Here is a 21,522-nt window from a genome sequence, read left to right on the forward strand (position 1 = left end):
AAAAAGCCCCCGCTGTTGGTCACCAACGCACATGACACGGGCGATTGTCCGCTGTAAATTCCGAAACCGACGCCTGCAAAGACCAGAGGCGAAGGGACGTTCGCGATGCTGTCGGAGCGGGGAAGAGATCTACCTATGGGGGAAGCGGATGAGCAACTATCCTAGAGGATCAGAATGGCGTCAGTGGGACTTGCACATCCATTCGCCCGCGTCCTACTTCTGGAAGGGCCAGCGGCTTCGTGGTGGCGGCCACGATGATCACGATGCCGCGGTCCTTGATGCAATGACCGCGGCACTTAACGCGGCGCCACCGGCGGTTTTTGCGCTGATGGATTACTGGACTTTCGACGGCTGGTTCGCGCTCAAGCGGCGGCTAGCGCAACCAGGCGCGCCGAAACTCGGGAAAACAGTGTTTCCGGGTATCGAGCTGCGGCTATGCGCACCGATGAATGGTCGTCTCAACGCGCATGTCATCTTCAGCGACCAGATTCAGGACCAACTGCTGCGCGACTTCCTTTCGATGCTTAGGCTTGAGCTAGTCGACCTGCCGCTCTCGGAGCATGGCCTGAAAGCCTATGCGCGTCGCGTCACCGCGGACTTGCTTGCCAAGCATGGATTCAAGAAGGCAGACGTGGATGCAGACGATGCTAAAGCTCTGGAGGCTGGCTGTAGGATCGCCGAGATCAAGCCTGAATCTTACAAGACAGCGATCAAGGCTGTGCCCGACGGTATGGCTATCGGCTTCATGCCATTCACGACGAACGACGGCCTAGACCAAGTCGACGTCATGAAGCACTACGCGTACGCGATGAGCCTGTTTGAATCGTCGCCGATCTTTGAGGCCCGTGATGATGCAACGTGGCATGCCTTTGTCGGCCGTAGGACCGAGGGCAATGCCAGATTCTTCGACAGTTTCCAGGACGCGCTCGGTGGGGTGCCACGGCTCCCAGTTTCGGGCAGCGACGCCCATCAGTTCACCGGGGATGGCACTAACGATGCGCGTGGTTATGGCGACTATCCGAGCGGCCGCATCACCTGGATCAAGGCCGACCCGACCTGGGCCGGCTTGCGCCAAGCTGTCCGCGAACCGGAGAAACGCTGCCATATAGGGACGCTTCCACCCAAACTTGCGAGGGCGCGGGATCACAAGACCTTCTACATCGACCGAATCGAATTGGCGAAGGTGCCGGGGTCCACACTGCCTGAGAAGTGGTTCGACGGCGTCAACCTACAACTCAACAAGGATCTTGTTGCTATCATCGGTAACAAGGGCAGCGGCAAGAGCGCGCTTGCTGATGTCATAGCAGTGCTGGGTAACTCGCAGGAAAAGAAGCACTTTTCCTTTCTCAAACGCGACCGTTTCCGCGGCAAGTCCGGCGAGCCTGCGCGCCAGTTCAACGGTCGTATGCACTGGCTCGCCGGTGATCCCTGCGAGGCCAATCTGGCCGACGACCCGCCAGCCGATAGAGTGCAGTTAGTGAAATACATTCCGCAAGGGCGCTTTGAAGCGTTGTGCAACGACCATGCCTCTGGTGCTTCAAACGCATTTGAGCGCGAACTGCGGGATGTCATCTTCTCCCACACGCCTGCGGATCGGCGCCTAGATGCGATGACATTTGAGGAGCTCATCGAGCAGCATGAGCGCATATTTCGTGAGCGGCTCGGCGAGCTGCGGAAGAACCTTGGCCTGCTCAATCAGCGGATCGTGGCCGCAGAGGATCGGCTGCATCCTGACGTTAGGAGCCATCTTGAGGAACAATTGCGGCTCAAGCGGGTGCAACTGGCCGAACTTAACGAGAGTAAGCCGATCGAGGTGCCTGAGCCGTCAAGCGAGATGACCGGGGAGCAGCAAGCCGCGTCGGATGCACTGCAAGGGCTCGCCGTGACCGATCAGATGCGCGAGGAGAAACTCAAGGCTGCCATGGCATCACAGCAAGAGGCAGCCCTCCGCCGACAAGCCGCTCGTGCAGTTAAAGATCAGGTCGATCTGTTTGAGGGACAATTCAACGCTATCGCAGCACAGATTGCGCCCGAGCTGGCCAAGGTAGGCCTAGCCATCGACCAAGTTATCACGCTTAAGATCAACCGGACGCCGCTGACGGATGCAATCGCTCAGAGCGATAGCGCTCTTGTCGAAGCGGCAGACCGCATCAGCGCCAACGGCGCCGAAAAGGCGCGGATCGAGGAAGAGCGGGCAAAAGCCACACGACTGCTTAATGAGCCGCAGCGGTTACGGCAAGATTATCTAGGCGCTTTGCGCCGATGGGAAGAGCAACTCGCCGAAATCCGTGGGGGGGCTGACGTTCCTGACAGCGAGCTAGGTCTCGTCGCTCGGATCGAGCAAGTTGCCAAAATGCCGGAAATACTGGAGAACCTGCGCGCCGACCGTGACAAGACCACTCGTTCAATATTTGCGGTACTTGAGGAACAACGCCAGCAGCGCGCAGATTTGTTTACTCCTTTGCAGAAGTTGATCGCTGAAAACGCATTGATACGCGAAGAGTACAAGCTCCAGTTCCAGTCCAACCTTGCCGTTTATCCGGATGTAATTTCCGAAAATCTATTCGGCATCGTGAAGCAGAGCGTAGGAGAGTTGCGCGGCGACGACGAGAGCCGCACCAAAGTGAAGGAACAATGCGACAAATACGGATTTGCCACGGCCGATGCTTCGGTGGGCTTCGTTGCGGCCATGGAAGAGGTACTGACAGCGTCGGCCAAGCGCGTTGCGCCGCAGGCTGGAGGCGTGCGGGCGATCCTGCGCAAGGACCGCAAACCCGAAGAGGTCTATGATTATCTTTACGGCCTGGATTATATCGAGCCAAAATACACGCTTTTGTTTCAAAACACGCCGATTGAGCAGCTGTCACCAGGGCAAAGGGGCGCCTTGCTGCTTATATTTTACCTACTCGTCGACAAGGGCCGAAACCCGATAATCCTTGACCAGCCCGAGGAAAATCTTGACAACGAGACCATTGTCAGCCTTCTCGTGCCGGTGATCAACGAGGCGAAGAAGACACGGCAAATTATTATGGTGACGCACAACCCGAACCTTGCAGTGGTGTGCGATGCTGAGCAGATCATCGCCGCGAGTTTCGATCGACGCAATCAATCGTCTATCAGCTATTATGCGGGCTCTATAGAAGATGCTAGGTCGAACGAAAATGTTGTTACGATACTTGAAGGTACTAAGCCGGCGTTTCAGAATAGAAGCCAGAAATACTTATGATGAGAGGCTGACGGGCTTCGTTCTCGGTGCATTCAGGAGAGAACCAGCAGTTTTCCAAGGCAGCCGTCTGTGGACACTTACAGTGGTGGTCGAGTTGTCCGCGGACATGAGAGAGCTGGCCGTCATGGTGCGGCAGCTTTTTCGATAATGGCGGAATTATCTGGCGCTGCCTTGGATGACCGTTTGTCCGCGGACAAATGATCCCGCTTCCTTGCTCTGGCGGCAGGTTGTTCGCGGACAGCCAGTTGAACGCGCTACTTCGGTCGCTGCTTGTCCTCCGAAAAGTACCCCTACGCCGACCCTCGGTAGCCTAGTTGTCTGCGGACAAAGGCGCTTGAGGCTGGCTTCCCAGTACGGCATTTGTCCGCGGACAAAAGGTCGACGTGCCCTCGTTATGGTCGAATTGGGAGCGGACATGCGATCATCAGGCTCGACGAGCTTCTGCCGTGGAACTGGATGCCGCCGGCTGAGCGACAGGAGGAGGCTGCCTGACCATGACCATCGAGGATACTGTTCGCCTGCGGATCAGCCTGGAGGAGATCGAGCCGGAGATCTGGCGCCGCGTCGACGTCCCCCTCGACATGCCGCTCAAGGGACTCCACGACGTCATCCAGGCGGCGTTCGGGTGGGAGGATTATCACCTCTTCGAGTTCCGTGTCGGCGAGAAGCTTTACGGCATTCCTGATCCCGAGGCCGAGTTTTGGGGCCGCAAGGTCATGAACGCGAAGACGACGAAGCTGCGGGCGATCCTCGATCGTGGCGTCGAGGCATTCACCTATGTCTACGACTTCGGCGACGACTGGCATCATCGGGTCGTCGTGGAGGCGTTCGGCACGGCAGATCCGAATGTCGCCCACCCCCGCCTGCTCGACGGTGAACGCCGTGGCCCGCCGGAAGACGTCGGCGGCGTGCCCGGCTACTTTGACATCCTGGAGGCCGCGACCACGCCCGGTCATCCTGATCACCAGCGGCTGCTCACCTGGTATGGCGGCCCGTACGACCCCGATGACATCGGAGAGCGAGTCATCCGGCTCCGCCTGGGCATGATCGCCAAGCGTCGCAAGGCAGGAAAAGCAGCTTACGCCAAGCGCAGATCCTGACCTGCGGCCTTCACCGGCCGGTTGCGTTCGCTGCGATCCATCGGCGGTCCTCCCGGTTCAGATCGGCTGTCGCAACCGGACCCTACCGCAAGATCACTGGTGACCACCTCCGTCAGCTACACCACGACCGGGGACTCGTCCAGGGCCGCGACCACCGTCCGCATCTTCATTCCACCCCTTCCTCAACCAACTCGGCACGCTCAGGGTCATACCGGTAGCGCGTGATGGAGCCGTCACGAACTCGCTCAACGGCGGCATCGATTACGAAGAGTGGTACAAGAAACCACTCCCTCGGCGTGACCGGCCGGCCGAAGCGATCGGGGATCTGGATGTCGAGCTGGGCCGGACCGAAGATGCGATGGATCAGGTTCTCCAGGCGCGTCTGGTTGATGTTGTACAGGTCATAGGTCGCCACGACCTCGACCGGGGCCATCAGGAACGTCGGCTGAAGGTGCGCTCCCGCGATCCGCTTTTCGACGCTGAGGGTGGTGACGCCGATCTTGTGCACCAACTCCCGATTGGCAGCGATCATCGGATGGTCGGACTTGCTGCGCAGGACGTAGATCGTGCCGGTGGTGCCGTCGCCCTCCTCCGGCGCATCGGCAAATAGGGGCCCGGCAACCGGCTCGGTGATGCGGCGGCCTGTTTCGTCCTTGTTCAACGCCCTTTGCAGTGATCGCAGGAGCATGTTGCTCTCGGTGCCGTTGTCGAAGATCACCCGCAGGCGCGCGTCGGTCTTGCCCTGATCAGTGAGGATGGGCTCGCCCATTTCGGCGACGTATGCCTTCTGCCCTTCCACGACGAAGAAGCGGCCCTTCTGGATTTCCGCCTTGAGTTTGAAGGGGCGGGTTTCCCGCTGCCCCGTCTCCAGGTCGCGCTGCACCTTCTCGAACAGCGGCTTGAAGGCGTCGAAATCGTCGCAAGGCCGGCGGTTGGCTACGTCCTCGGCGGCTTTGCGGTCCGCGGTCGAGCGAACGTGCTTGAGGTCGGTGAGCGGGCTTGCCTCGACCTCGACCCCCAGCGCCGCCAGCAGCGCGTCGTCGTCCATCTCTGCGGTGTCGTCGGCCGGAGCCGCTCCGGTCAGGATATGGCCGTGATCCAGATCGGCCAGCAGAGCGGTGGCCTCCGGCAGGTTGCGCAGACGTTCCAGGCGCACGGCATAGATGCGTTCGAAGATGTCGCTGCCATCGGGCCGGGGCAGGCGCCCATGCTCCACGATGAACTTCTGGATGTCTTCGAAACCCGCGATGATCCGCTCTTCACGCGGCGTTCTGGCGGACTGCTTCTTCTGCTCGACCTCGATCCCGAGTTCGGCCAACAGCGCGTCGTCCTCGTCGGTGAAGTCGTTAGCCATTCATGGCCTCCTGCTTCATGCGGGCGAGAAACGCCACGCCTTCCGCCATCTTCTTTTCCCAGGCGTCGGCGGAGGTCAGCGACGGCAGGCGGCCGCGTTCGTGCTTGAAGCGAACGGCCCGCTTTGCCAGGTCGCGCGCTTCTTCCAGGGTGAGCTTGATCTTCTTGGCCTCGATGATGGCGGCGACCTCCTTGAGGCTCTGCTCGCTCATCGTCTTGGCGAGGATGGCATAGGCTTCGCTGAACGGGTTGATGCTGTCGATCAGATCGATGTTCAGATCGCGGACGCTGAGGGCGAACTGCCGGACGCCGTCCACGAAGGCGGTGTTCGCCGCCGGCTCCGAACCGTCGCCGACCAAAGCCTGCTTGGCTTGCTGGGTGAAGTTCATCGCGGCGATCGCGTGTTGACGCACCGCTTCCTGGTCCACCTCGTCCAGATCGGGGTACCTGTCGCGGACGATCTTGCCCATCCGCACCTGCGTCAGTTCCTCAGGCACCATTTCCCCATCGAACAGGCCGCGCTCCATTGCCGTCTTGTCCTGCACGAAGGCGGCGATCACCTCGTTCAGGTCATTCTGGCAGATGCGACTGGCTTCCGGGCTCTTGGGCTGGGTCAACCCCTTGATCTCGATCTGGAAGACGCCCCGTTCTTCGTTGAAGCCGACGTTGCACTTACTGTCGTCGTAGCCGCCCTGGCCGTAGTCGAAGCCTTCCTGCGCCGTGTTCGCCGGCGTCTTGGGCTTGAACTCGAACTTCGGCGTCAGGACCTGCTCCATCAGCAGCCCCGCAGCGATGGCCTTGAGCGTGTCGTTCACCGCCTCACGCACGGCCTCCTCGGAGGCGTCGGGCTCTGCGATGAGGTTGGTGAAGCGGGCACGGGTCTTCCCCTTCGCATCGCGCGTGGCGCGCCCGATGATCTGCACGATCTCGGTCAGGCTGGAGCGGTAGCCGACAGTCAGCGCATGTTCGCACCAGATCCAGTCGAAGCCTTCCTTGGCCATGCCGAGCGCGATGATGATGTCCACATGGTCGCGGTCGTTCTTGCGGCTCGGGTCCTTCAAGGACGCTGCCACCTTGTCGCGCTTGGCCGGATCGTCGTCGACCAGGTCGGCGATGCGCAGCACCGTGCCGTCCGGGCGCCTCACGAGCTGAAAGCCGGTGGCGGGATCGGTGCCCTGCCAATCGCCGAGGGCGTCGATGATGTGCTCAACCTCGCGGTGCTTGTCCTTGGTGCTCTCGCGCGAATTGACGTTCGGGATGTGCAGGATGGTCTTTTCGGTCGGGTCCAGGACCTTGAGCAGCTCGTCGGCGTAAGGCCCGTTGTAGAAGTAATACCCGATGTCGAGCGTCTTGAGATAGCTGTAGCCGCTGAGTTGTTCATAGTACGTGTAGGTGACGGTCTCGAAGCGCGCCTCGTCCTCGGGCGACAGAACGGCTTCGGCGTCGCCCCGGAAATACGATCCCGTCATGGCGACCACGTGCACCTTGCCTCGGGTGATCAGGGCGCCGAGATGAGCGCCCAGCTTGTTGTCGGGGTTGGCCGAGACGTGGTGGAATTCGTCCACCGCGATCAGGCGGTCGTCGAAGGCCTCGATGCCGAACTGGTCCACGGCGAAGCGGAAGGTCGCATGGGTGCAGACGAGGATCCGATCCTCGCTTTCGAGGAACTTCCCGACGGCGCCGACCTTGCCGCTGTCACCGCCCGGCGCATTACACAGGTTCCAGCGCGGCGCGACCGTCCAATCCCAGTAGAAGCCGAACTGCGACAGCGGCTCGTCGGCGAAGCTCGACCCGATGGACTTCTCCGGCACCACGATGATGGCCTGCCGGATGCCCTGATTGTACAGCTTGTCGAGCGCGATGAACATCAGCGCCCGGCTCTTGCCCGAGGCCGGCGGCGACTTGATCAGCAGGTACTGCTCGCCGCGCTTGTCGTAGGCGCGCTCCTGCATGGTGCGCATGCCCAGCTCGTTGGACTTGGTGGAGCTGCCGGTGGCCGGATAGGTGACGGAGACGGAGGGAATGTTCTTTTGCATATTGCCGCTCACAGGTAATCGCGAAGAGCATTAATAGGGAAGCAATAGGATTCGTCTTGCGCATGATCGGAAATGTAGCGCTTGACTGCAACCCGCAGGGCATCGCGGTCTTGCCCCACCTCCAGGCCCTCTATGTCATTTATCTTGTAGGCCGGCTGAAAGCTTTCTCCGCTTTCATTGAAGTCCTTAAAGGTGGGGTCCCGCCGATAGATGCCGTCGAAGGCGAGATAGCCGCGGCGAGGCTTGCGGAAGTCCACGAGGATCGCGTCCCGAGGAAGGTCCGTCCAATCCCAATAGACCCAGAATTCGGAGCCGTACAGGCGTTGGGCCTTCGCGTGACCTTGGTCTGCTACGGCCTGATCTTCAGGATCCAGCTCGTCGTAGACGACCACATGGACGTTGAACGCTTCGAAGAACAGAGGATCTTCCTTCAAAGTCTCGAGAAACGTCCTGCGCTTGGCGTCGGGCGGTAGGATGGTGCGGTTGGTCCGTTGACGCAGCAACCATGCCTCTTCCGCCTGCTTCAGCCGTTCTTCCGTGATGGTGTCCGCCGCCGTCCACAGGTCGTGGAAGCGCTGCTCCACGGATGCGTCCACGGTCGGGAATGCGACGTTGGCTTCCTCCCACCCCGCGGTGTCCTCGCCTTCGAAGCCAAGCCCGTTGGCGGACATGTTGGACGACCCGAGGAAGGAGAACGAGTCGCCGACCACCCCCAGCTTCGCATGCAGCCGAGAGTGAGCGCGGACGTCGCACCCAAGGTCCTTGAGGGCGCGGATCTCGTGGGGGTTCGTCCCGCCCATATCGAGATTGCAGACGATGCGCGCCTTGCGGCCGCCATCCAGCCCAAGCTCTTGGCCCGCGCCGGCACCCCAGAAGGCCACGGCGAGATCCACGGTCCCGCCCTTCGCGATCTCCTGCTTCAGCCGCGCCATGAGGTCGAAGGCATTCAAGATGGAGTAAGTCATGTCGATACCTTCGTAGTCATTCTGGTGTACATCTCGAAGAGCTTTTCGAGGCGTTCCGTGTCGTTCTTGAAGCGGCGGCCGATGTAGATGCGCTCCAGCGTTTCGTCGTTACGCTCGTGGGCAGCGCGGAGATCGGCCGGCATCGTCTCGGGATCGTAGAGATCGGCGATGGTGGCGGGGAAATGCGCCTCGCGCGCCAGAAGGATGTCTTCGGCGCAGCGGGTTAGATCCTCACGGTTCTTTTCGGTCAGCTTGGGGAGGGGAAAGGTGTTCCAGCCGAGGGTGTTGGAGTAACTGAAACGCATTTCAAGGCGAACGCAGACCGTGCCGATCCAGACCCAATGCAAACGAGAGGCGATGAGGGCCATGTTCCACAGGGGAGCGTCGTAGAGGGCGAATGCTTTGTTAGATATAACAGAATCGTCGCCGAGCAAATCAACCGGCAAGTATTCTCGATTCTCCGAGGATACAACCGGCACCGCGAGCGTATGCTTTTTCGGCGATTTCATTTCGCGAAACTGGTGTGGCCGATTGACCATCCCGTTAGAAACCGCATCTCTCGACTTTCGCCTTTTTGCCACCCCCTCTTTGATCCGCTTTTCCACCTCAGGGATTCTTACTGTATTCTCGTCAAGCGTTCCCGGGAACCACAAGCAGCGCCGAGGCTTAGCATTGATTATCTCCGTGGATCCGAAGAACTTCTTGATGTTTTGTTCCGGCAAGCCTTGTTTAATAAGATCGGCAGCAGCATCTTTATCAAGCAGCAAGTGATCTGACATGCCATAGTAATTGCCTTTAATCATTAATGGCAGGGCCGATATAGACTTTCGAGCTCCTGCTACCCAGTGGTTTCCCTGCGGGAGCAGGTATCCATTGATGTTTGACACTTCGATGCGGCTGTCTCCGTCAAACAAGACGGCACCGCTACCTTCAAGTGCGCCGCCCACGACAACAACCGTAACTCCGGCGTCATTGGCCGCAAGGTTTGACCACTTAAAAGACCTGATGCCAAAAAAGAACCGCAGCCCATCCCCGAAAAGGGGGCGCCAGAAATTGGCTACATGTTGACCTTGGGCTACGCTATTGGTAGACACGAATGCGAAACGAGCAGGCATCTTTTTTGCAAAATCAAAGGCTTTTACAAACCAGCCACATACATAATCAAGCAAGCCCCATTTTTCGAATCGGCCCTCAAGTAGCCGCTCAAGGTCCTCTTTCTGTTCATCAGACTTTCTCGCATTCCCCTTGTAGGGCGGGTTTCCGCAAATATACGTCTCCCCACCCTCGTTCTCAAAATCGATCTGAGCCTGGTCAAGCGGCGTCCCGAACAGATCATCGGACCTCAGCTTCACCCGCGTCCCCGTCGGCGGGCAGATCGAGAGCCAATCCAGCCGCAGGGCGTTGTCGCAGATAATCCAGTTCTGACTGTCCAGCGGCAGGAACTCGGCCAGCGCCTCCTGCTGGCCGCGATAGAGCACGTCACACTGGTATTCGGCGATGATCAGCGCCAGGCGAGCGATCTCGGCGGAGAAGTCGCGGATCTCGATGCCGCGGAAGTTGGTCAACGGGATGTCGGTCTTGCGGTCGCGCTCGCCCCGGCGGCGGTTGATCTCCGCCTCGATGGCGCGGAGCTGCTTGTAGGCGATGACCAGGAAGTTGCCCGAGCCGCAGGCCGGGTCGAACACCCGGATCTTGGCGATGCGGTTGCGCAGGTTCAGGAGTTTCCGCTTGTTGTCCCCCGCCTCTTCCAGCGCCGCGTTGAGGTCGTCGAGGAACAGCGGGTTCAGCACCTTCAGGATATTAGGCACCGAGGTGTAGTGCATGCCGAGGACGGCCCGCTCGTCGTCGTCCGCCACGGCCTGGATCATCGAGCCGAAGATGTCGGGGTTGATCTTGGTCCAGTCCAACCCGCCGATATGGCTGAGGTAGCGCTGCGCGATCTTGGAAAAGCGCGGCACCTCGACGGAGCCCGAAAACATGCTGCCGTTCACGTAGGGGAAGACGTCGGCCCAGCGGGGCAGATTGGCGGCGGCGCGATCGGCGATCTTCACGTTCATGGCGCGGAAGATTTCGCTGATGACCTCGTGCACGTTGCTGCCGTCGCGGCTCGACATCTGGTCGACCGTGGCGGTGAACAGGCCGGTGCCGTTGAAGATGTCGGTATCCTCGGCGAAGAAGCAGAAGATCAGCCGCGCCATGAAGTGGTTCATGTCGTGGCGGCGTTCCGCCGTGCCCCAGTCCGGGTTGTCCTTCAGCAGCTCGACATAGAGGCGGTTGAGGCGGCCCGTCGCCTTGATGTCGAAGGCGCTTTCGCGGATCTGCTTGACGGTCGAGATGCCCGCGAGCGGCAGGAACACGCCGAAGAAGTTCGGGAAGTCGGCATAGGCGCAGGCGACGGTTTCGCCGCTGGTCAGGTCTTCTGCCTGAAACTCCTCGCCATCGGTGGCGAGGATGAACTTCGCCTTGAACTTGACGGTCGCCGGGCTGTCCTTCAGCGCGGCAAAGGTCGCCGACACCGCGCCCGGAGGGCAGGTGGCGATGTGGATGTTGTTGCGCTGAAGCACGCCGCCCAGGTCCGACTTGTTGGCATCGCCCGTGCGCAGGCGCTTGATCTCGGTCGCCTTGCGTCCGAAGGCTTCGAGAAAGGTGTAGGGGAATTCCTGGGCGTCGTAGGGGGCTTCGGCCAGATCGGAAACGGCCTGTTCGATCTCGACCGGATTCATCGGCGCACAGCCTCGCCGAAGGGGGCCGCCGCGATCTGATGCGCGCGCGCTGTTGCGCGTGCCGGCTCGTAGGTCATCCGCGTTTTCCATCCAAGTCCCGGCGGGTCCGCCGGCCGATGCCGGGCGCGTCGGCGGCGTCGGTCGGCGCAAGACCCTTGGGCGTCTGCGTTTATCGTTTCCGCCCGACTGTATTGTCCTGATGATCAATTTTCAACGGGCATGGCCGGCGGCGGAACTGGCCGCGGCCGTCATCAGGGAATTGATCGGCTTCGCTGCCGAGCGCCTGATGGAGCGCGTCAGCTACACCACCTCCTGGGACACGATCATTATCGGGCTGCCTAGAGGTGGCCCCAGGAATCCGGACAGGATGCTAAGCTGGTCCGCGACTGTCTGAAGGACCTGGATTGATGGGGAAAGTGACGAGGAAGCGCTACTCGGCCGAGTTCAAGGCGAAGGTGGCGCTGGAGGCGATCAAGGGGGAGCTGACGCTGGCGGAACTCGCTGCCAAGCACGGCATCCACCAGACGATGATCGCGGCCTGGAAGCGGCAAGCGGTCGAGGGAATGGCGGCGACGTTCAGCGGAAAGGCTGAGGCGACGGGGGCAGCCAGTGAGGCCGATGTGGCGAAGCTGCACGCCAAGATCGGGCAGTTGGTCGTGGAGCGCGATTTTTTAGCCAAGGCCTTCGGTCGATGAGCGTCGAGCGAAGGCGGCAGATGATTGAGCTCGACCACCCGGCCCTGTCGATCTCCCGGCAGTGCACCCTGGTGTCGATCAGCCGGTCGTCGTTCTACTACAGCCCGACCGGCGAGAACCCGCTGAACCTGATGCTGATGCGGCTGATCGACGAGGCATTCCTCGAGTGCCCGTTCTACGGCTCCCGCCAGATGGCTCGGCACCTGCGCCGCCACGGGTACGTGGTCGGACGCAAGCGCGTCTCGCGGCTGATGGCGAAGATGGGCCTGTCGCCGATCTACCAGAAGCCGCGGACGAGCACGCCGCATCCGCAGCACCCGATCTACAAGTACCTGCTCCGCGGCCTCGCGATCACGCAGCCGAACCAGGTCTGGTGCGCCGACATCACCTACATCCCGATGCGGCGCGGCTTCCTGTACCTGGTGGCGATCATGGACTGGGCCACCAGGAAGGTGCTGTCGTGGCGGCTCTCCAACACGATGGAGGCGGACTTCTGCATGGAGGCGCTGGAGGAGGCCCTGGCGCGCTTCGGCGCACCGGAGATCTTCAACACGGATCAGGGCAGCCAGTTCACCAGCCCGCGCTTCACCGACATCCTGAAGGACGGCGGCGTGCGCATCAGCATGGACGGCCGCGGGCGCTGGATGGACAACGTCTTCATCGAGCGTCTCTGGCGGTCGATGAAGTACGAGTGCGTCTATCTCCACGCCTTCGAGAGCGGCTCCGAGTTGCGCACCGGCCTGGAGCGCTGGATTTCCTACTACAACACCCGGAGGCCCCACTCGGGCCTCAATGGACAAACGCCCGACGAGGCGTATCATCGCGCCGCACCGGCACCGTCTCCGGGGCGCGCCCCGGAGACGGTGCCGGCAACGGCCCTGGCGGCATAATCATGAAACGGGACTAGCTTAGCTCGGCCGCCAAACTGTCCGAACAGCCGGGGCCACCTCTCCTCGCCGACCTGTGCCGCGCGATCTCGGAAGCGATCCGAACGGCGCCCGGAGGCATAGTTTTTCACGATCCTTGAGGGGCAACGCGAACAGGCCACCCGGGACGCAGCCGTTTTCGATGGCAAGTGCAAGCTGCGGCTGTCGTAGAGCAAGCACGACAAGCTGCCCTCGCTGGCCGTCGAGGTCGCCCCCCATCCCGTCGACTGGAACGAAATACCGCGCTTCGTCGCGCTAGCCCGCCACATCCTCGACTGCGCCGAGCGCCTCGGCGTCCGGCTGCGCTGGGGCGCCGACTGGGACATGGACGGCGCCTGGAAAGACGAGCGGTTCCGGAACATGCCGCACTTCGAGCTCGTCTCGAAATAACGGCACGGAACAGCACGTAACGTAACGCACATAACGGAACATAACGGCAGGAGTGCTAAACAACGGACGACATGAAGGCTTGGTACCAGAGCCGCGCCGTGTGGGGCGGGCTGGTTGCTGTCGCGGCCGCGGTCGCGGGTGCGGGCGCTTTCAACAGCGATCTCGGGGCGCGATCTCCGGCAATGCTGAGGCCATCGTCGGAGCCGTGATCGCGGTGGCCATTGGCGTCGGCGGCGTGGCGGCCGTGGTCGGGCGCGTGAAGGTCGACAGCAAGATCGGCAAGAAGTGATGGGAGCCCTGGCCGGCATCCTGTCGGCCCTGGTCGAGTGCCTCGGGACGGTGGCGCCGTTCCTGCTCGCGCACCGGGCGGGGCGGCGATCCGCTCAAGCGGACCAGGCCGAGAAGACAGCGGAGGTCAAGGATGCGCAGCTTAACGTCGCGAGCCGTGGCCGCAGTTCTGCTGACGAGCTGCTTGGCCGGATGTACGACAACGATCTCTAATACCCACCATGGCCTAAGGCCGGGCCGGCGGTGGCAGAGGAACTGGCGCGTCTGCCGGCGGAGGAGTATCCTGCGTCATGGGACTGGATCGACCGTCTCGCTAAACTACGTGACCAACTCGCGTTGTGCCAATGACAGACATCAACGAGACGATCAAGCAGCGACTGGCCCGGGACCCCGCTTTCAGGGACGCCATGGCGCGCGAGGGGATCGTTGATTGGGATCGAGATGTTGAGGTCGACGTCGCAGCAGAGATCCTGGGCCTGACGCACGAGCTGGTGGCTCAGCATGTTCCGGTTGAGAATGGCCTCAGCAAGCTAAGGCACGTCATTGCAGTCAGAGAAGAGCTTACCGGCGAATGACCGGAGCCTATTTCAGTATCGTGTGGAGCAGTGCTGGTCCGGGTTACTTCACGGGGAATGGCACCTGGCCCGATCTATTTCCGCACCTCACCCAACCCACTTCGCTGTTCCTTGCGTCGCCAGACCTCCGGCCGAAACCGGAGGATTGTTTTGTGCGACATGATGCGCTGGCCCCGCGGCGGCGTGCTTCCTGTACGGTGGCAGGAATCGGTGAACGTCCAGTTCAGAACGGGGCCGAAGCCCCCTCTCTCTCGTGCTGCTCCTACCCTAAGCGCTGAACCCGCCGGGAAAGATAACTGCCAACATGGCGGCGACTGTCCATCGCTCTTTCAGATCAAGATGTAGGACCAAGCGCGCCATGATCCACCGGGTTGCGGTGCCGTGCCAAGCAGGGCCGCGGTCGCCGGTATCCATTCACCGGGATCCTCGGTGAGCAGGCGGTCGAGCGCCATGGCCTCGGGATCAGTTTCGGCGGCCTGGCGCTCGAGGGCAGCGACGATGTATGCCGGCAGTTCGGCGAGAGCAACGGCCGTCCTCTGGCGACGGGTCATGGCGGGCTCCCTCTCTGGACGCCGTCCCAATTGTCGCAAGCTTAATCGTGTCGCGGCAATGTGCCAAGCACGGAACCTGGATCGCCGTGCAGGTCAAGCTCGCGCGGCGCATCAGGGGCGCATTTTTCTTAATGGCGGCGTTTGTCCGCGGACAAAAGCGGGGCAGGACGGCCGCGGGATCGTTTGTCCGCGGACAAATGAGGATTCACCGGCACGGTCGTCGGTCGTTTGTCCGCGGACAAAATGCCCTCGAGAGCCCCACATCGCGATTATGGCGCGAAATATAATTCCATATAGTTGCGCCGCGCCGCGCTATGGTGGGCTTGTCCGCGGGCAAAACCTGAGCCGAAGAACCACGTTTGTCCGCGGACAAATACGCCAAACGACCCCCAGACGGCCATTTGTCCGCGGACAACCAGGGTTTCCCGACCGTACCCTGGCATCATTTGTCCGCGGACAAAAAACGCCGTCCGAGGGCGCACCATGGCGTTTCCACGTGTCTTGAAAAAATGAGTAGGCCGCGCAGATTCAGGCTTATCAGCCGCCGCGCCAGGACTATCTGATCCCTCGTGAGCCAACATGGGGCCGCTGAAAGTGCGGTCGACAAGGGACCAAGAACATGAACGAAGTTCAGAGTGAGAAGCTGCTGCGAGAGAAGGCCGTCCTCGAGATGACGGGCCTCAGCCGTGCAACGATGTATCGCCTCATGCGGAACGGCGGGTTCCCACAGAGCCGGCGGTACGTGGGCCTTTCTGCCGCGTTCTACCTGTCGTCGGAGATCGAGGCGTGGGTTGAGTGGCAGAAGCAGAAGAGCGTTGCTCATGCTCCTGCATGGACGCCGCCGGCTCATCACTCAGCACATTGCTGAACAGGGCCTCAAGGGCCCTACCGGCCTCTCTCTTGACCGGATCGTAAGAGAACTGCACGTAGATTCGGCCAGTAACATCGCCATCGACCTGGTGCCCAAGGATGCGGCTAATGTCGTTTTTGTCGATGCCGCTACTAGCCAGGAAAGTCGATAAGCTGCGGCGCAGATCGTGGGGCGTGAACTTCTTCAAGCCCCACGCAGTGAAATAGCGCCGCACGGCTTGGCTGATCGATCTCCCGGCAATCGGCCTGTCAAGCACTCGAGGCGACGGAAACAGGTACCCTTCCTCGATCCCGTCGACCAGCTTTCTCGCAGGCTCCGGGATGTAGTAGCGCTGCAAGCGATCTTGCTTCACGTCCTCGGGCTGTAGCTCGACGAAGCCGTCAGCGCCGATATCGCCGGCCTTGAGCTTCAGGATCTCGCTGCGCCGCGCCGGAACGATCATCAAGAACAGAAGTGCGAGCTTGATCGACCGCGAGATTGCGGTGTCGCTCCACAGGGCGCTCCACAGGTCCCCGAACTCTTTGAGCGAAAGCACGCGCGACCGCTCCTTCTCGCGGTGCGGACGTCGGATATGGCGGCACGGCGATTCAGTGACCTTCTTCTCGGAAACGCCGATCGCATAGACCTTCTTGAGCCAGGCCAGGAGGCGGTTTGCCACCACCGGAGCGCCGCGACCTACGATCCGCGCCAGGATCTCCCTGATCATGTCCTCGGTGAGCTGGTCGGCCGGCAGATCGCCATACACCGATCCGTCTCCGCAGGACGCATCGAGAATGTCTTTGCTCAGGAGGCGCCTCGCCTCGGCCTCTGAGCTAGCCCGGACCGGCTCGTTGAGTTCCGCCTTTTTCTTGAAGTAGAAGTCGACAAGGTCGCGGACGGTGAGAACCTGCGGCTTAGGAGGTGGCGGCGCGGCGGGATCTTCTCCCCGAGCCACGCGCTTTCTCAGGTCGTTGTAACGCTCGCGGATATCGGCTTCACCGATCGTGTCGAACCTGCCAATCGTCAGTTCTCGCTGCGTTCCCGTGCCTCTGACCCGGTAATGATACACCCAGGTCTTGACGCCCCGTGGCGTAACACGTAGAGCGAGGCCAGGGTAACCGTCGAAGCGATACCTCTCGCGCTCGGACGTTGGCTTGATAGCCCGGATTGCGGAATCCCTCAGCTTCATGCTAGCCCTCCACTGACGACGCGCAGATGCTAGCCCAGATGCTAGCCCGACAGCAAGAGGCCCTTGACAGCCGAAGAGAAAAGCGAGAGATTTCAAGGAACGCCGGTATAGCTCAGCTGGTAGAGCACCTGATTTGTAATCAGGGGGTCGCGGGTTCGAACCCTGCTGCCGGCACCAGAAAAGGGTCGCCAGATCAATGGTTTGGCGACCCATTCTTTTCCTGATCCGGCAGCCGCAGGACGCCAGGGTAACACTGGGGTAACGGAATTTGTAGGGCTGTGGCTTGGGAGGCCTCTGCGGTTGGGCGGACACCCCTACCAGAGAAGCACCCTTCCTGTACCGGTCGGCTCCTCCCGGCGCCCTGCTGGGCGTGTGCCGCCTCCCTGTGCCGGCTGATCCGTGCTAGGCCGTGGACTCATAACTGCGCAGCCAGATACGGGCTGAGGCCAGTTTGATGGCGGCCAGATAGTTTTCCGGCAGCTTGTCGTATCGGGTGGCGATACCACGGAACTGCTTGAGTTTGTTGAAAAAGCGCTCCACCAAGTTGCGCTGGCGGTAGACCCACTTGCTGAAGACAAAGGTCCCTTTACGGTTCCGGCGCGGCGGGATGTTGGCCCACGCACCGGCTGTCTCGGCGAGAGCGCGGACGGCATCGCTGTCGTAGGCCTTGTCGGCCAGTAGCGTCGCGTTCGGCCCGAGCAGGTCAGCCAAATCATCGACGGCCACAGTGAGGTGGCCCCGGAAAACTGGACAAGGAGCTTGGCTCTGGTTCTGATCGTCGATGACGAGAAGAAGGACCAATGAGCATGAGCAAGACGCGTCGGAACCACGGAGCGGCTTTCAAGGCGAAGGTGGCGCTGGAGGCCCTGCGGGGCGAACTGACGGTGGCCGAGATTGCGGCGAAGCATGGCGTCCACCAGACACTGGTCAACGAATGGAAGCGCCAGCTCACCGAGGGCTCGGCGGCGGTGTTTGAGAAGGGTGGCGGTCGGGCTGAAAAGGAGGCCACGGCAGTTACCGACGACCTCTACCGGCAGATCGGCAAGCTCATGGTGGATCGTGTCCCGGGAGATGGTGTAGCTGACGCGGGGCCACGGGCGATCCAGGATGGGCCGGATCGTGGTGTCAGGGGTCCATGGCCGGCAGGCTGACAGCGGGATCATCGCTCATGGGCGCCATGGTTTCCAGCGTCATATAGCGCGAGCGCTGGACGGCCCACTCGTCGTTTTGTTCGAGCAGGATGGCGCCGACGAGGCGGACGATGGCGTCCTCGTTGGGGAAGATGCCGACGACCTCGGTGCGCTGCTTGATCTCGCCGTTGAGGCGTTCGAGCGGGTTGGTGGAGTGCAGCTTCGCCCGGTGCCGGAGCGGGAAGTCCATGTAGGCCAGCACGTCGTGCTCGGCCTCGTCCATGAAGCCGGCGAGCTTGGGGACCTTGGGCCTGAGTTGGTCTGCCACCCGGCGCCACTGCTGGTGGGCGGCCTCGGCGTCGTCCTGGGCGAAGGCCGTGGCGACAAAAGCCGAGACGACCCGGCGGCCGCTTCGCCCGGAATGGGCGAGGAGGTTGCGCATGAAATGCACCCGGGGGCTGTTGAAAAACCTCCCGGCTCATGATTCCCTCGGTCAGGAAGTTGATGATCGAGGCGCGAGATGCTGTCGGAACGCGGGGCTGAGCAGTTCGAGTTCTTCGTCGGATCGCTTCGTGACCTGGTGCCCGAGGATCACATCCTTCGACGGGTACATAGGGTCCTTGATCTTTCGTGGATCAGAAGCGACGTGCAGGATCTCTACAGCGCGGGCTACGGGCGCCCTTCGATTGATCCCGAGGCTGCGCTCCGGCTCATGCTGGCCGGTTTCCTTCTCGGGTTCGTCCATGACCGGAAGTTGATGCGGGAGGCACAGGTCAATGTTGCCGTCCGTTGGTTCGCCGGCTTCGGATTAACCGAGCGCCTGACTCACCATTCGAGCCTCACGCGGATCAGGCAGCGCTGGGGCGAAGAGCGGTTCCGGCGGATCTTCGAGCGGACGGTCTCCGCGTGCCTGGCGGCCAAGATCGCCAAGGGCGACGTCGTTCATGTCGATGCGTCGCTGGTCCGTGCCGACGTGAGCTGGGAGGCCCTTGCGCGGCGTTGGACGGAACGCGTTGAAGAGGAGAATGGCGAAGAAGCCGAGGGCGAGCGGAACTCGAAGAAGACCGGGAAGTACAAAAAGGTCTGCACCACCGATCCCGATGCGACGATGGCGACAAACGGACGCAACCGGCGGCTCGAACCCGCGTACAAGCAGCACACCGCGGTGGATGATCAGTCCGGCGTTATCCTCGACGTCCACATCACCACCGGCGAAGAGAACGAAGGCAGCGAGTTGCTGCCGGCGATCGGCAGGATCGAGGCGGTTACCGGCGTACCGGCCGAAACGGTGACGGCTGATGCCGGCTACGCCTACGCCAAGGTCTACGCCCGGCTGGAGGAAAAGAACATCGAGGCGGTCATCCCGCCAAAGGCGGAACCGATCCGATCACCGGTTCCCATGCGCCGGTTCAAGTACGACGCGCGCCATGACGTCCTGAAGTGTCCGAGAGGGAAGAAACTCAAGGCAGGGCGGCGGACCAAGCACGGGCGCTTCTTCACGTCGCGGGCGAGGGACTGCCGTGGATGCGACCTCGCCCGGTTATGCTTGTCGAAGGGCCGGTCAAACAAGGCGGTGGTGCTCGGCGATGATTATGCGGCACTCCTCCGGGCGCGCCGACGACGCCAAAACTGGACCGACCGCGACTACGAGCTCTACCGGCGACATTGTTGGAAGGTTGAAGGAGTCCATGGGGAATCCAAAGGCTGCCATGGCCTCTCCAGAGCCGTCCGCCGTGGGCTTTGGAACATGCGTGTCCAGGCCTACCTCACGGCCGCCGCCATCAACTTGAAGCGGCTGGCCGCAGCCATTCTTGGCGCGATTTCTATGATCTTCGTCCGGGCCTTCTTGAACGCGAGCCGGAACCAGAAGTGTCTCTGCCCGCCGCATGGCGGACAAGGCTTTCTCAACGGCCCCACCCGGCACCGCTGCCACGTGGCGGTGAGCACCTTGCTGACCGCCGCCTTGATGCCCTCGTGGGCGTCGGAAATCACGAGCTTGACGCCGCGCAGACCGCGGCGGCCAAGCTTGCGAAGGAAGGCTGTCCAGAAGGGTTCGGCCTCCGAGGGGCCGATGTCCATGCCCAGCACCTCGCGACGACCGTCGGTGTTGACGCCGACGGCGACGATCACGGCGACCGACACGATGCGCCCCTGCGCCCGGACCTTCACGTAGGTGGCGTCGATCCAGAGGTAGGGCCAGTCGCCCTCGATGGGCCGATCGAGGAACGCCTTCACCCGGACGTCGATGTCCTCGCACAGGCGGGAAACCTGGCTCTTGGATATCCCGGTCATGCCCATGGCCTTCACCAGGTCATCGACGGACCGCGTCGAGATGCCTTGGATGTAGGCTTCCTGGATCACGGCCGTGAGGGCCTTTTCGGCCATCCGGCGAGGCTCCAGGAAGCCCGGGAAGTAGCTCCCCTTCCGGAGCTTCGGGATGCGCAGCTCGACGGTGCCGGCGCGCGTCTCCCAGTCGCGGTCGCGGTAGCCGTTCCGCTGGGCCAGCCGCTCGGCGCTCTTCTCGCCATAGCCGGCCCCGGTGAGGGCGCCGACCTCCAGTTCCATCAGGCGTTCGGCGGCAAAGCCGATCATTTCCCGCAGCAGATCCGCATCCGGGGTCTTCTCCACGAGGCTGCGGAGGCTCATCATCTCTTCGGTCATCGGTGGTCCTCGGTTCAGGTTGGCTGTCGCAACCCGACCCTACCGCAAGATCGCCGGTGACCACCGTCATCACCTACACCACGACCGGGGACGTGACCTCATGGACCTCATGGTGGAAAACGATTTTTTGTCTCGCAGGCTCGGGCGCTGAGCCGGACGGAGCGTCGAGCCATGATCACTCCCCACCATCCGGACCTGTCCCTGACCCGGCAGTGCGCCCTGCTGGGTATCAGCCGGTCGTCTCTGTACTACCGGCCGGCCAACGACAACAGTGCTGACCTGGCGCTGATGGCCGAGATCGACCGGCAGTTCACCGAGACGCCCTTCTACGGCTCGCGGAAGATGACGGCGCACCTGCGCCGCACGGGCTTCGTGGTCAACCGCAAGCGGGTGCGGCGCCTGATGCGGGTGATGGGCTTGCAGGTGGTGTCGCGCCGGCCCAACACCAGCCAGCCCAACCCCGAGCACCGGGTATGGCCGTACCTGCTGCGCGGCATCACCATCGACCGGCCCAACCAGGTGTGGTGCGCCGACATCACCTACATCCCCATGCCAAAGGGCTTTCTGTATCTGGTCGCCATCATGGACTGGGCCAGTCGCAAGGTGCTGTCCTGGCGACTGTCCAACACCCTGCACGCCGACTTCTGCGTCGAGGCGCTGGAGGCCGCCATGGCCTGCCACGGCCGGCCGGAGATCTTCAACACCGACAGTCAGTGTGCCGAAGTCAGTCGTCCACGCCGGCCAGAGCCTTGCCCGGATGAACCGGCTACCGTGGCTGACCCCGCAGGGCATCTCGACGCGGCGTGACCCAAACACTGATCGGCTGCCATGCCTTCCCCTGGACCTGTCCGCCGTCCGCGATGC

Annotated in this window: 13 protein-coding genes, 1 tRNA gene and 5 pseudogenes; 10 read left to right on the forward strand and 9 right to left on the reverse strand. The window is 61.9% G+C overall.

The features are described from left to right. Positions 1-148 precede the first annotated feature (148 nt). Complete coding sequence (locus CRP50_RS15490; protein WP_097280082.1) at positions 149-3,226, forward strand: TrlF family AAA-like ATPase; 3,078 nt, start codon at positions 149-151, stop codon at positions 3,224-3,226. 494 nt (positions 3,227-3,720) lie between these two features. Then, positions 3,721-4,326: a plasmid pRiA4b ORF-3 family protein gene (locus CRP50_RS15495; RefSeq protein ID WP_097280083.1), complete on the forward strand. Its 606-nt coding sequence runs from the start codon at positions 3,721-3,723 to the stop codon at positions 4,324-4,326. Between the two features lie 166 nt (positions 4,327-4,492). On the opposite strand, the gene CRP50_RS15500 is transcribed toward CRP50_RS15495, so the two are convergent. The 4 genes from CRP50_RS15500 to CRP50_RS15515 are packed head-to-tail and all read right to left on the reverse strand — an operon-like array spanning position 4,493 to position 11,403. Beyond that, positions 4,493-5,680: a GIY-YIG nuclease family protein gene (locus tag CRP50_RS15500; protein ID WP_097280084.1), complete on the reverse strand. Its 1,188-nt coding sequence runs from the start codon at positions 5,678-5,680 to the stop codon at positions 4,493-4,495. Next, entirely contained in the window at positions 5,673-7,715 is a 2,043-nt protein-coding gene (locus tag CRP50_RS15505; RefSeq protein WP_097280085.1) for a DEAD/DEAH box helicase, read from the reverse strand. The genes CRP50_RS15500 and CRP50_RS15505 overlap by 8 nt, the downstream gene beginning before the upstream one ends. 8 nt (positions 7,716-7,723) lie before the next feature. Then, positions 7,724-8,680, reverse strand: coding sequence for a phospholipase D family protein (locus CRP50_RS15510; protein WP_097280086.1), 957 nt, complete (start codon positions 8,678-8,680; stop codon positions 7,724-7,726). After that, positions 8,677-11,403, reverse strand: coding sequence for a class I SAM-dependent DNA methyltransferase (locus CRP50_RS15515; RefSeq protein WP_097280087.1), 2,727 nt, complete (start codon positions 11,401-11,403; stop codon positions 8,677-8,679). The genes CRP50_RS15510 and CRP50_RS15515 overlap by 4 nt, the downstream gene beginning before the upstream one ends. A gap of 407 nt (positions 11,404-11,810) precedes the next feature. On the opposite strand from CRP50_RS15515, the gene CRP50_RS15525 reads away from it, so the two are divergent. From CRP50_RS15525 to CRP50_RS15535, 3 genes are all read left to right on the forward strand, one after another. Continuing rightward, positions 11,811-12,988 (forward strand): IS3 family transposase gene (locus CRP50_RS15525; protein ID WP_097280089.1). Its coding sequence is split into 2 segments (ribosomal slippage): positions 11,811-12,084 and positions 12,084-12,988, totalling 1,179 coding nucleotides; the frame shifts between segments, so codons are not numbered across the junction. A gap of 711 nt (positions 12,989-13,699) precedes the next feature. Continuing rightward, positions 13,700-13,915, forward strand: a complete 216-nt coding sequence (locus CRP50_RS15530; protein ID WP_176525196.1) for a hypothetical protein — start codon at positions 13,700-13,702, stop codon at positions 13,913-13,915. A gap of 131 nt (positions 13,916-14,046) precedes the next feature. Further along, positions 14,047-14,277: a hypothetical protein gene (locus tag CRP50_RS15535; protein ID WP_097280091.1), complete on the forward strand. Its 231-nt coding sequence runs from the start codon at positions 14,047-14,049 to the stop codon at positions 14,275-14,277. A gap of 329 nt (positions 14,278-14,606) precedes the next feature. Here CRP50_RS15535 and CRP50_RS15540 read toward each other — a convergent pair whose 3' ends face one another. Continuing rightward, complete coding sequence (locus tag CRP50_RS15540; RefSeq protein ID WP_097280092.1) at positions 14,607-14,828, reverse strand: hypothetical protein; 222 nt, start codon at positions 14,826-14,828, stop codon at positions 14,607-14,609. 694 nt (positions 14,829-15,522) lie between these two features. On the opposite strand from CRP50_RS15540, the gene CRP50_RS26550 reads away from it, so the two are divergent. Then, entirely contained in the window at positions 15,523-15,696 is a 174-nt protein-coding gene (locus CRP50_RS26550; RefSeq protein WP_416045213.1) for a helix-turn-helix transcriptional regulator, read from the forward strand. A 64-nt stretch (positions 15,697-15,760) separates the two neighbouring features. Here the strand turns inward: CRP50_RS26550 and CRP50_RS15550 are convergent. After that, a pseudogene (locus CRP50_RS15550) lies at positions 15,761-16,867 on the reverse strand (tyrosine-type recombinase/integrase); the annotation flags it as partial. A gap of 101 nt (positions 16,868-16,968) precedes the next feature. Between CRP50_RS15550 and CRP50_RS15555 the strand changes: the two are divergent. Next, positions 16,969-17,044, forward strand: a tRNA-Thr gene (locus CRP50_RS15555). Between the two features lie 225 nt (positions 17,045-17,269). On the opposite strand, the gene CRP50_RS15560 is transcribed toward CRP50_RS15555, so the two are convergent. Further along, complete coding sequence (locus CRP50_RS15560) at positions 17,270-17,593, reverse strand: transposase (RefSeq protein WP_281257940.1); 324 nt, start codon at positions 17,591-17,593, stop codon at positions 17,270-17,272. 74 nt (positions 17,594-17,667) lie between these two features. Here CRP50_RS15560 and CRP50_RS15565 point away from each other — a divergent pair, with 74 nt between their 5' ends. Then, complete coding sequence (locus CRP50_RS15565) at positions 17,668-18,018, forward strand: transposase (RefSeq protein ID WP_097280095.1); 351 nt, start codon at positions 17,668-17,670, stop codon at positions 18,016-18,018. On the opposite strand, the pseudogene CRP50_RS15570 reads toward CRP50_RS15565, so the two are convergent. Next, a pseudogene (locus CRP50_RS15570) lies at positions 17,993-18,451 on the reverse strand (transposase); the annotation flags it as partial. The gene CRP50_RS15565 and the pseudogene CRP50_RS15570 overlap by 26 nt on opposite strands. A gap of 66 nt (positions 18,452-18,517) precedes the next feature. Between CRP50_RS15570 and CRP50_RS15575 the strand changes: the two are divergent. Then, positions 18,518-19,807, forward strand: a pseudogene (locus CRP50_RS15575) (transposase); the annotation flags it as partial. 92 nt (positions 19,808-19,899) lie between these two features. Here CRP50_RS15575 and CRP50_RS15580 read toward each other — a convergent pair. Further along, a pseudogene (locus CRP50_RS15580) lies at positions 19,900-20,658 on the reverse strand (IS256 family transposase); the annotation flags it as partial. 123 nt (positions 20,659-20,781) lie between these two features. Between CRP50_RS15580 and CRP50_RS15585 the strand changes: the two are divergent. Next, positions 20,782-21,396: pseudogene (locus CRP50_RS15585) on the forward strand (IS3 family transposase); the annotation flags it as partial. Positions 21,397-21,522: the final 126 nt, after the last annotated feature.

The organism is Caenispirillum bisanense (assembly GCF_900230255.1).
Classification (GTDB): Bacteria; Pseudomonadota; Alphaproteobacteria; order Rhodospirillales; family Rhodospirillaceae; genus Caenispirillum; species Caenispirillum bisanense_A.

What these genes read in the sequence shown, in the direction of transcription:
- CRP50_RS15490 (WP_097280082.1), top strand. Translation starts at nt 149, where the DNA reads ATGAGCAACTATCCTAGAGGATCAGAATGGCGTCAGTGGGACTTGCAC.
- CRP50_RS15495 (WP_097280083.1), top strand. Translation starts at nt 3,721, where the DNA reads ATGACCATCGAGGATACTGTTCGCCTGCGGATCAGCCTGGAGGAGATC.
- CRP50_RS15500 (WP_097280084.1), bottom strand. Translation starts at nt 5,680, where the DNA reads ATGGCTAACGACTTCACCGACGAGGACGACGCGCTGTTGGCCGAACTC.
- CRP50_RS15505 (WP_097280085.1), bottom strand. Translation starts at nt 7,715, where the DNA reads ATGCAAAAGAACATTCCCTCCGTCTCCGTCACCTATCCGGCCACCGGC.
- CRP50_RS15510 (WP_097280086.1), bottom strand. Translation starts at nt 8,680, where the DNA reads ATGACTTACTCCATCTTGAATGCCTTCGACCTCATGGCGCGGCTGAAG.
- CRP50_RS15515 (WP_097280087.1), bottom strand. Translation starts at nt 11,403, where the DNA reads ATGAATCCGGTCGAGATCGAACAGGCCGTTTCCGATCTGGCCGAAGCC.
- CRP50_RS15535 (WP_097280091.1), top strand. Translation starts at nt 14,047, where the DNA reads ATGACAGACATCAACGAGACGATCAAGCAGCGACTGGCCCGGGACCCC.
- CRP50_RS15540 (WP_097280092.1), bottom strand. Translation starts at nt 14,828, where the DNA reads ATGACCCGTCGCCAGAGGACGGCCGTTGCTCTCGCCGAACTGCCGGCA.
- CRP50_RS26550 (WP_416045213.1), top strand. Translation starts at nt 15,523, where the DNA reads ATGTATCGCCTCATGCGGAACGGCGGGTTCCCACAGAGCCGGCGGTAC.
- CRP50_RS15565 (WP_097280095.1), top strand. Translation starts at nt 17,668, where the DNA reads ATGAGCATGAGCAAGACGCGTCGGAACCACGGAGCGGCTTTCAAGGCG.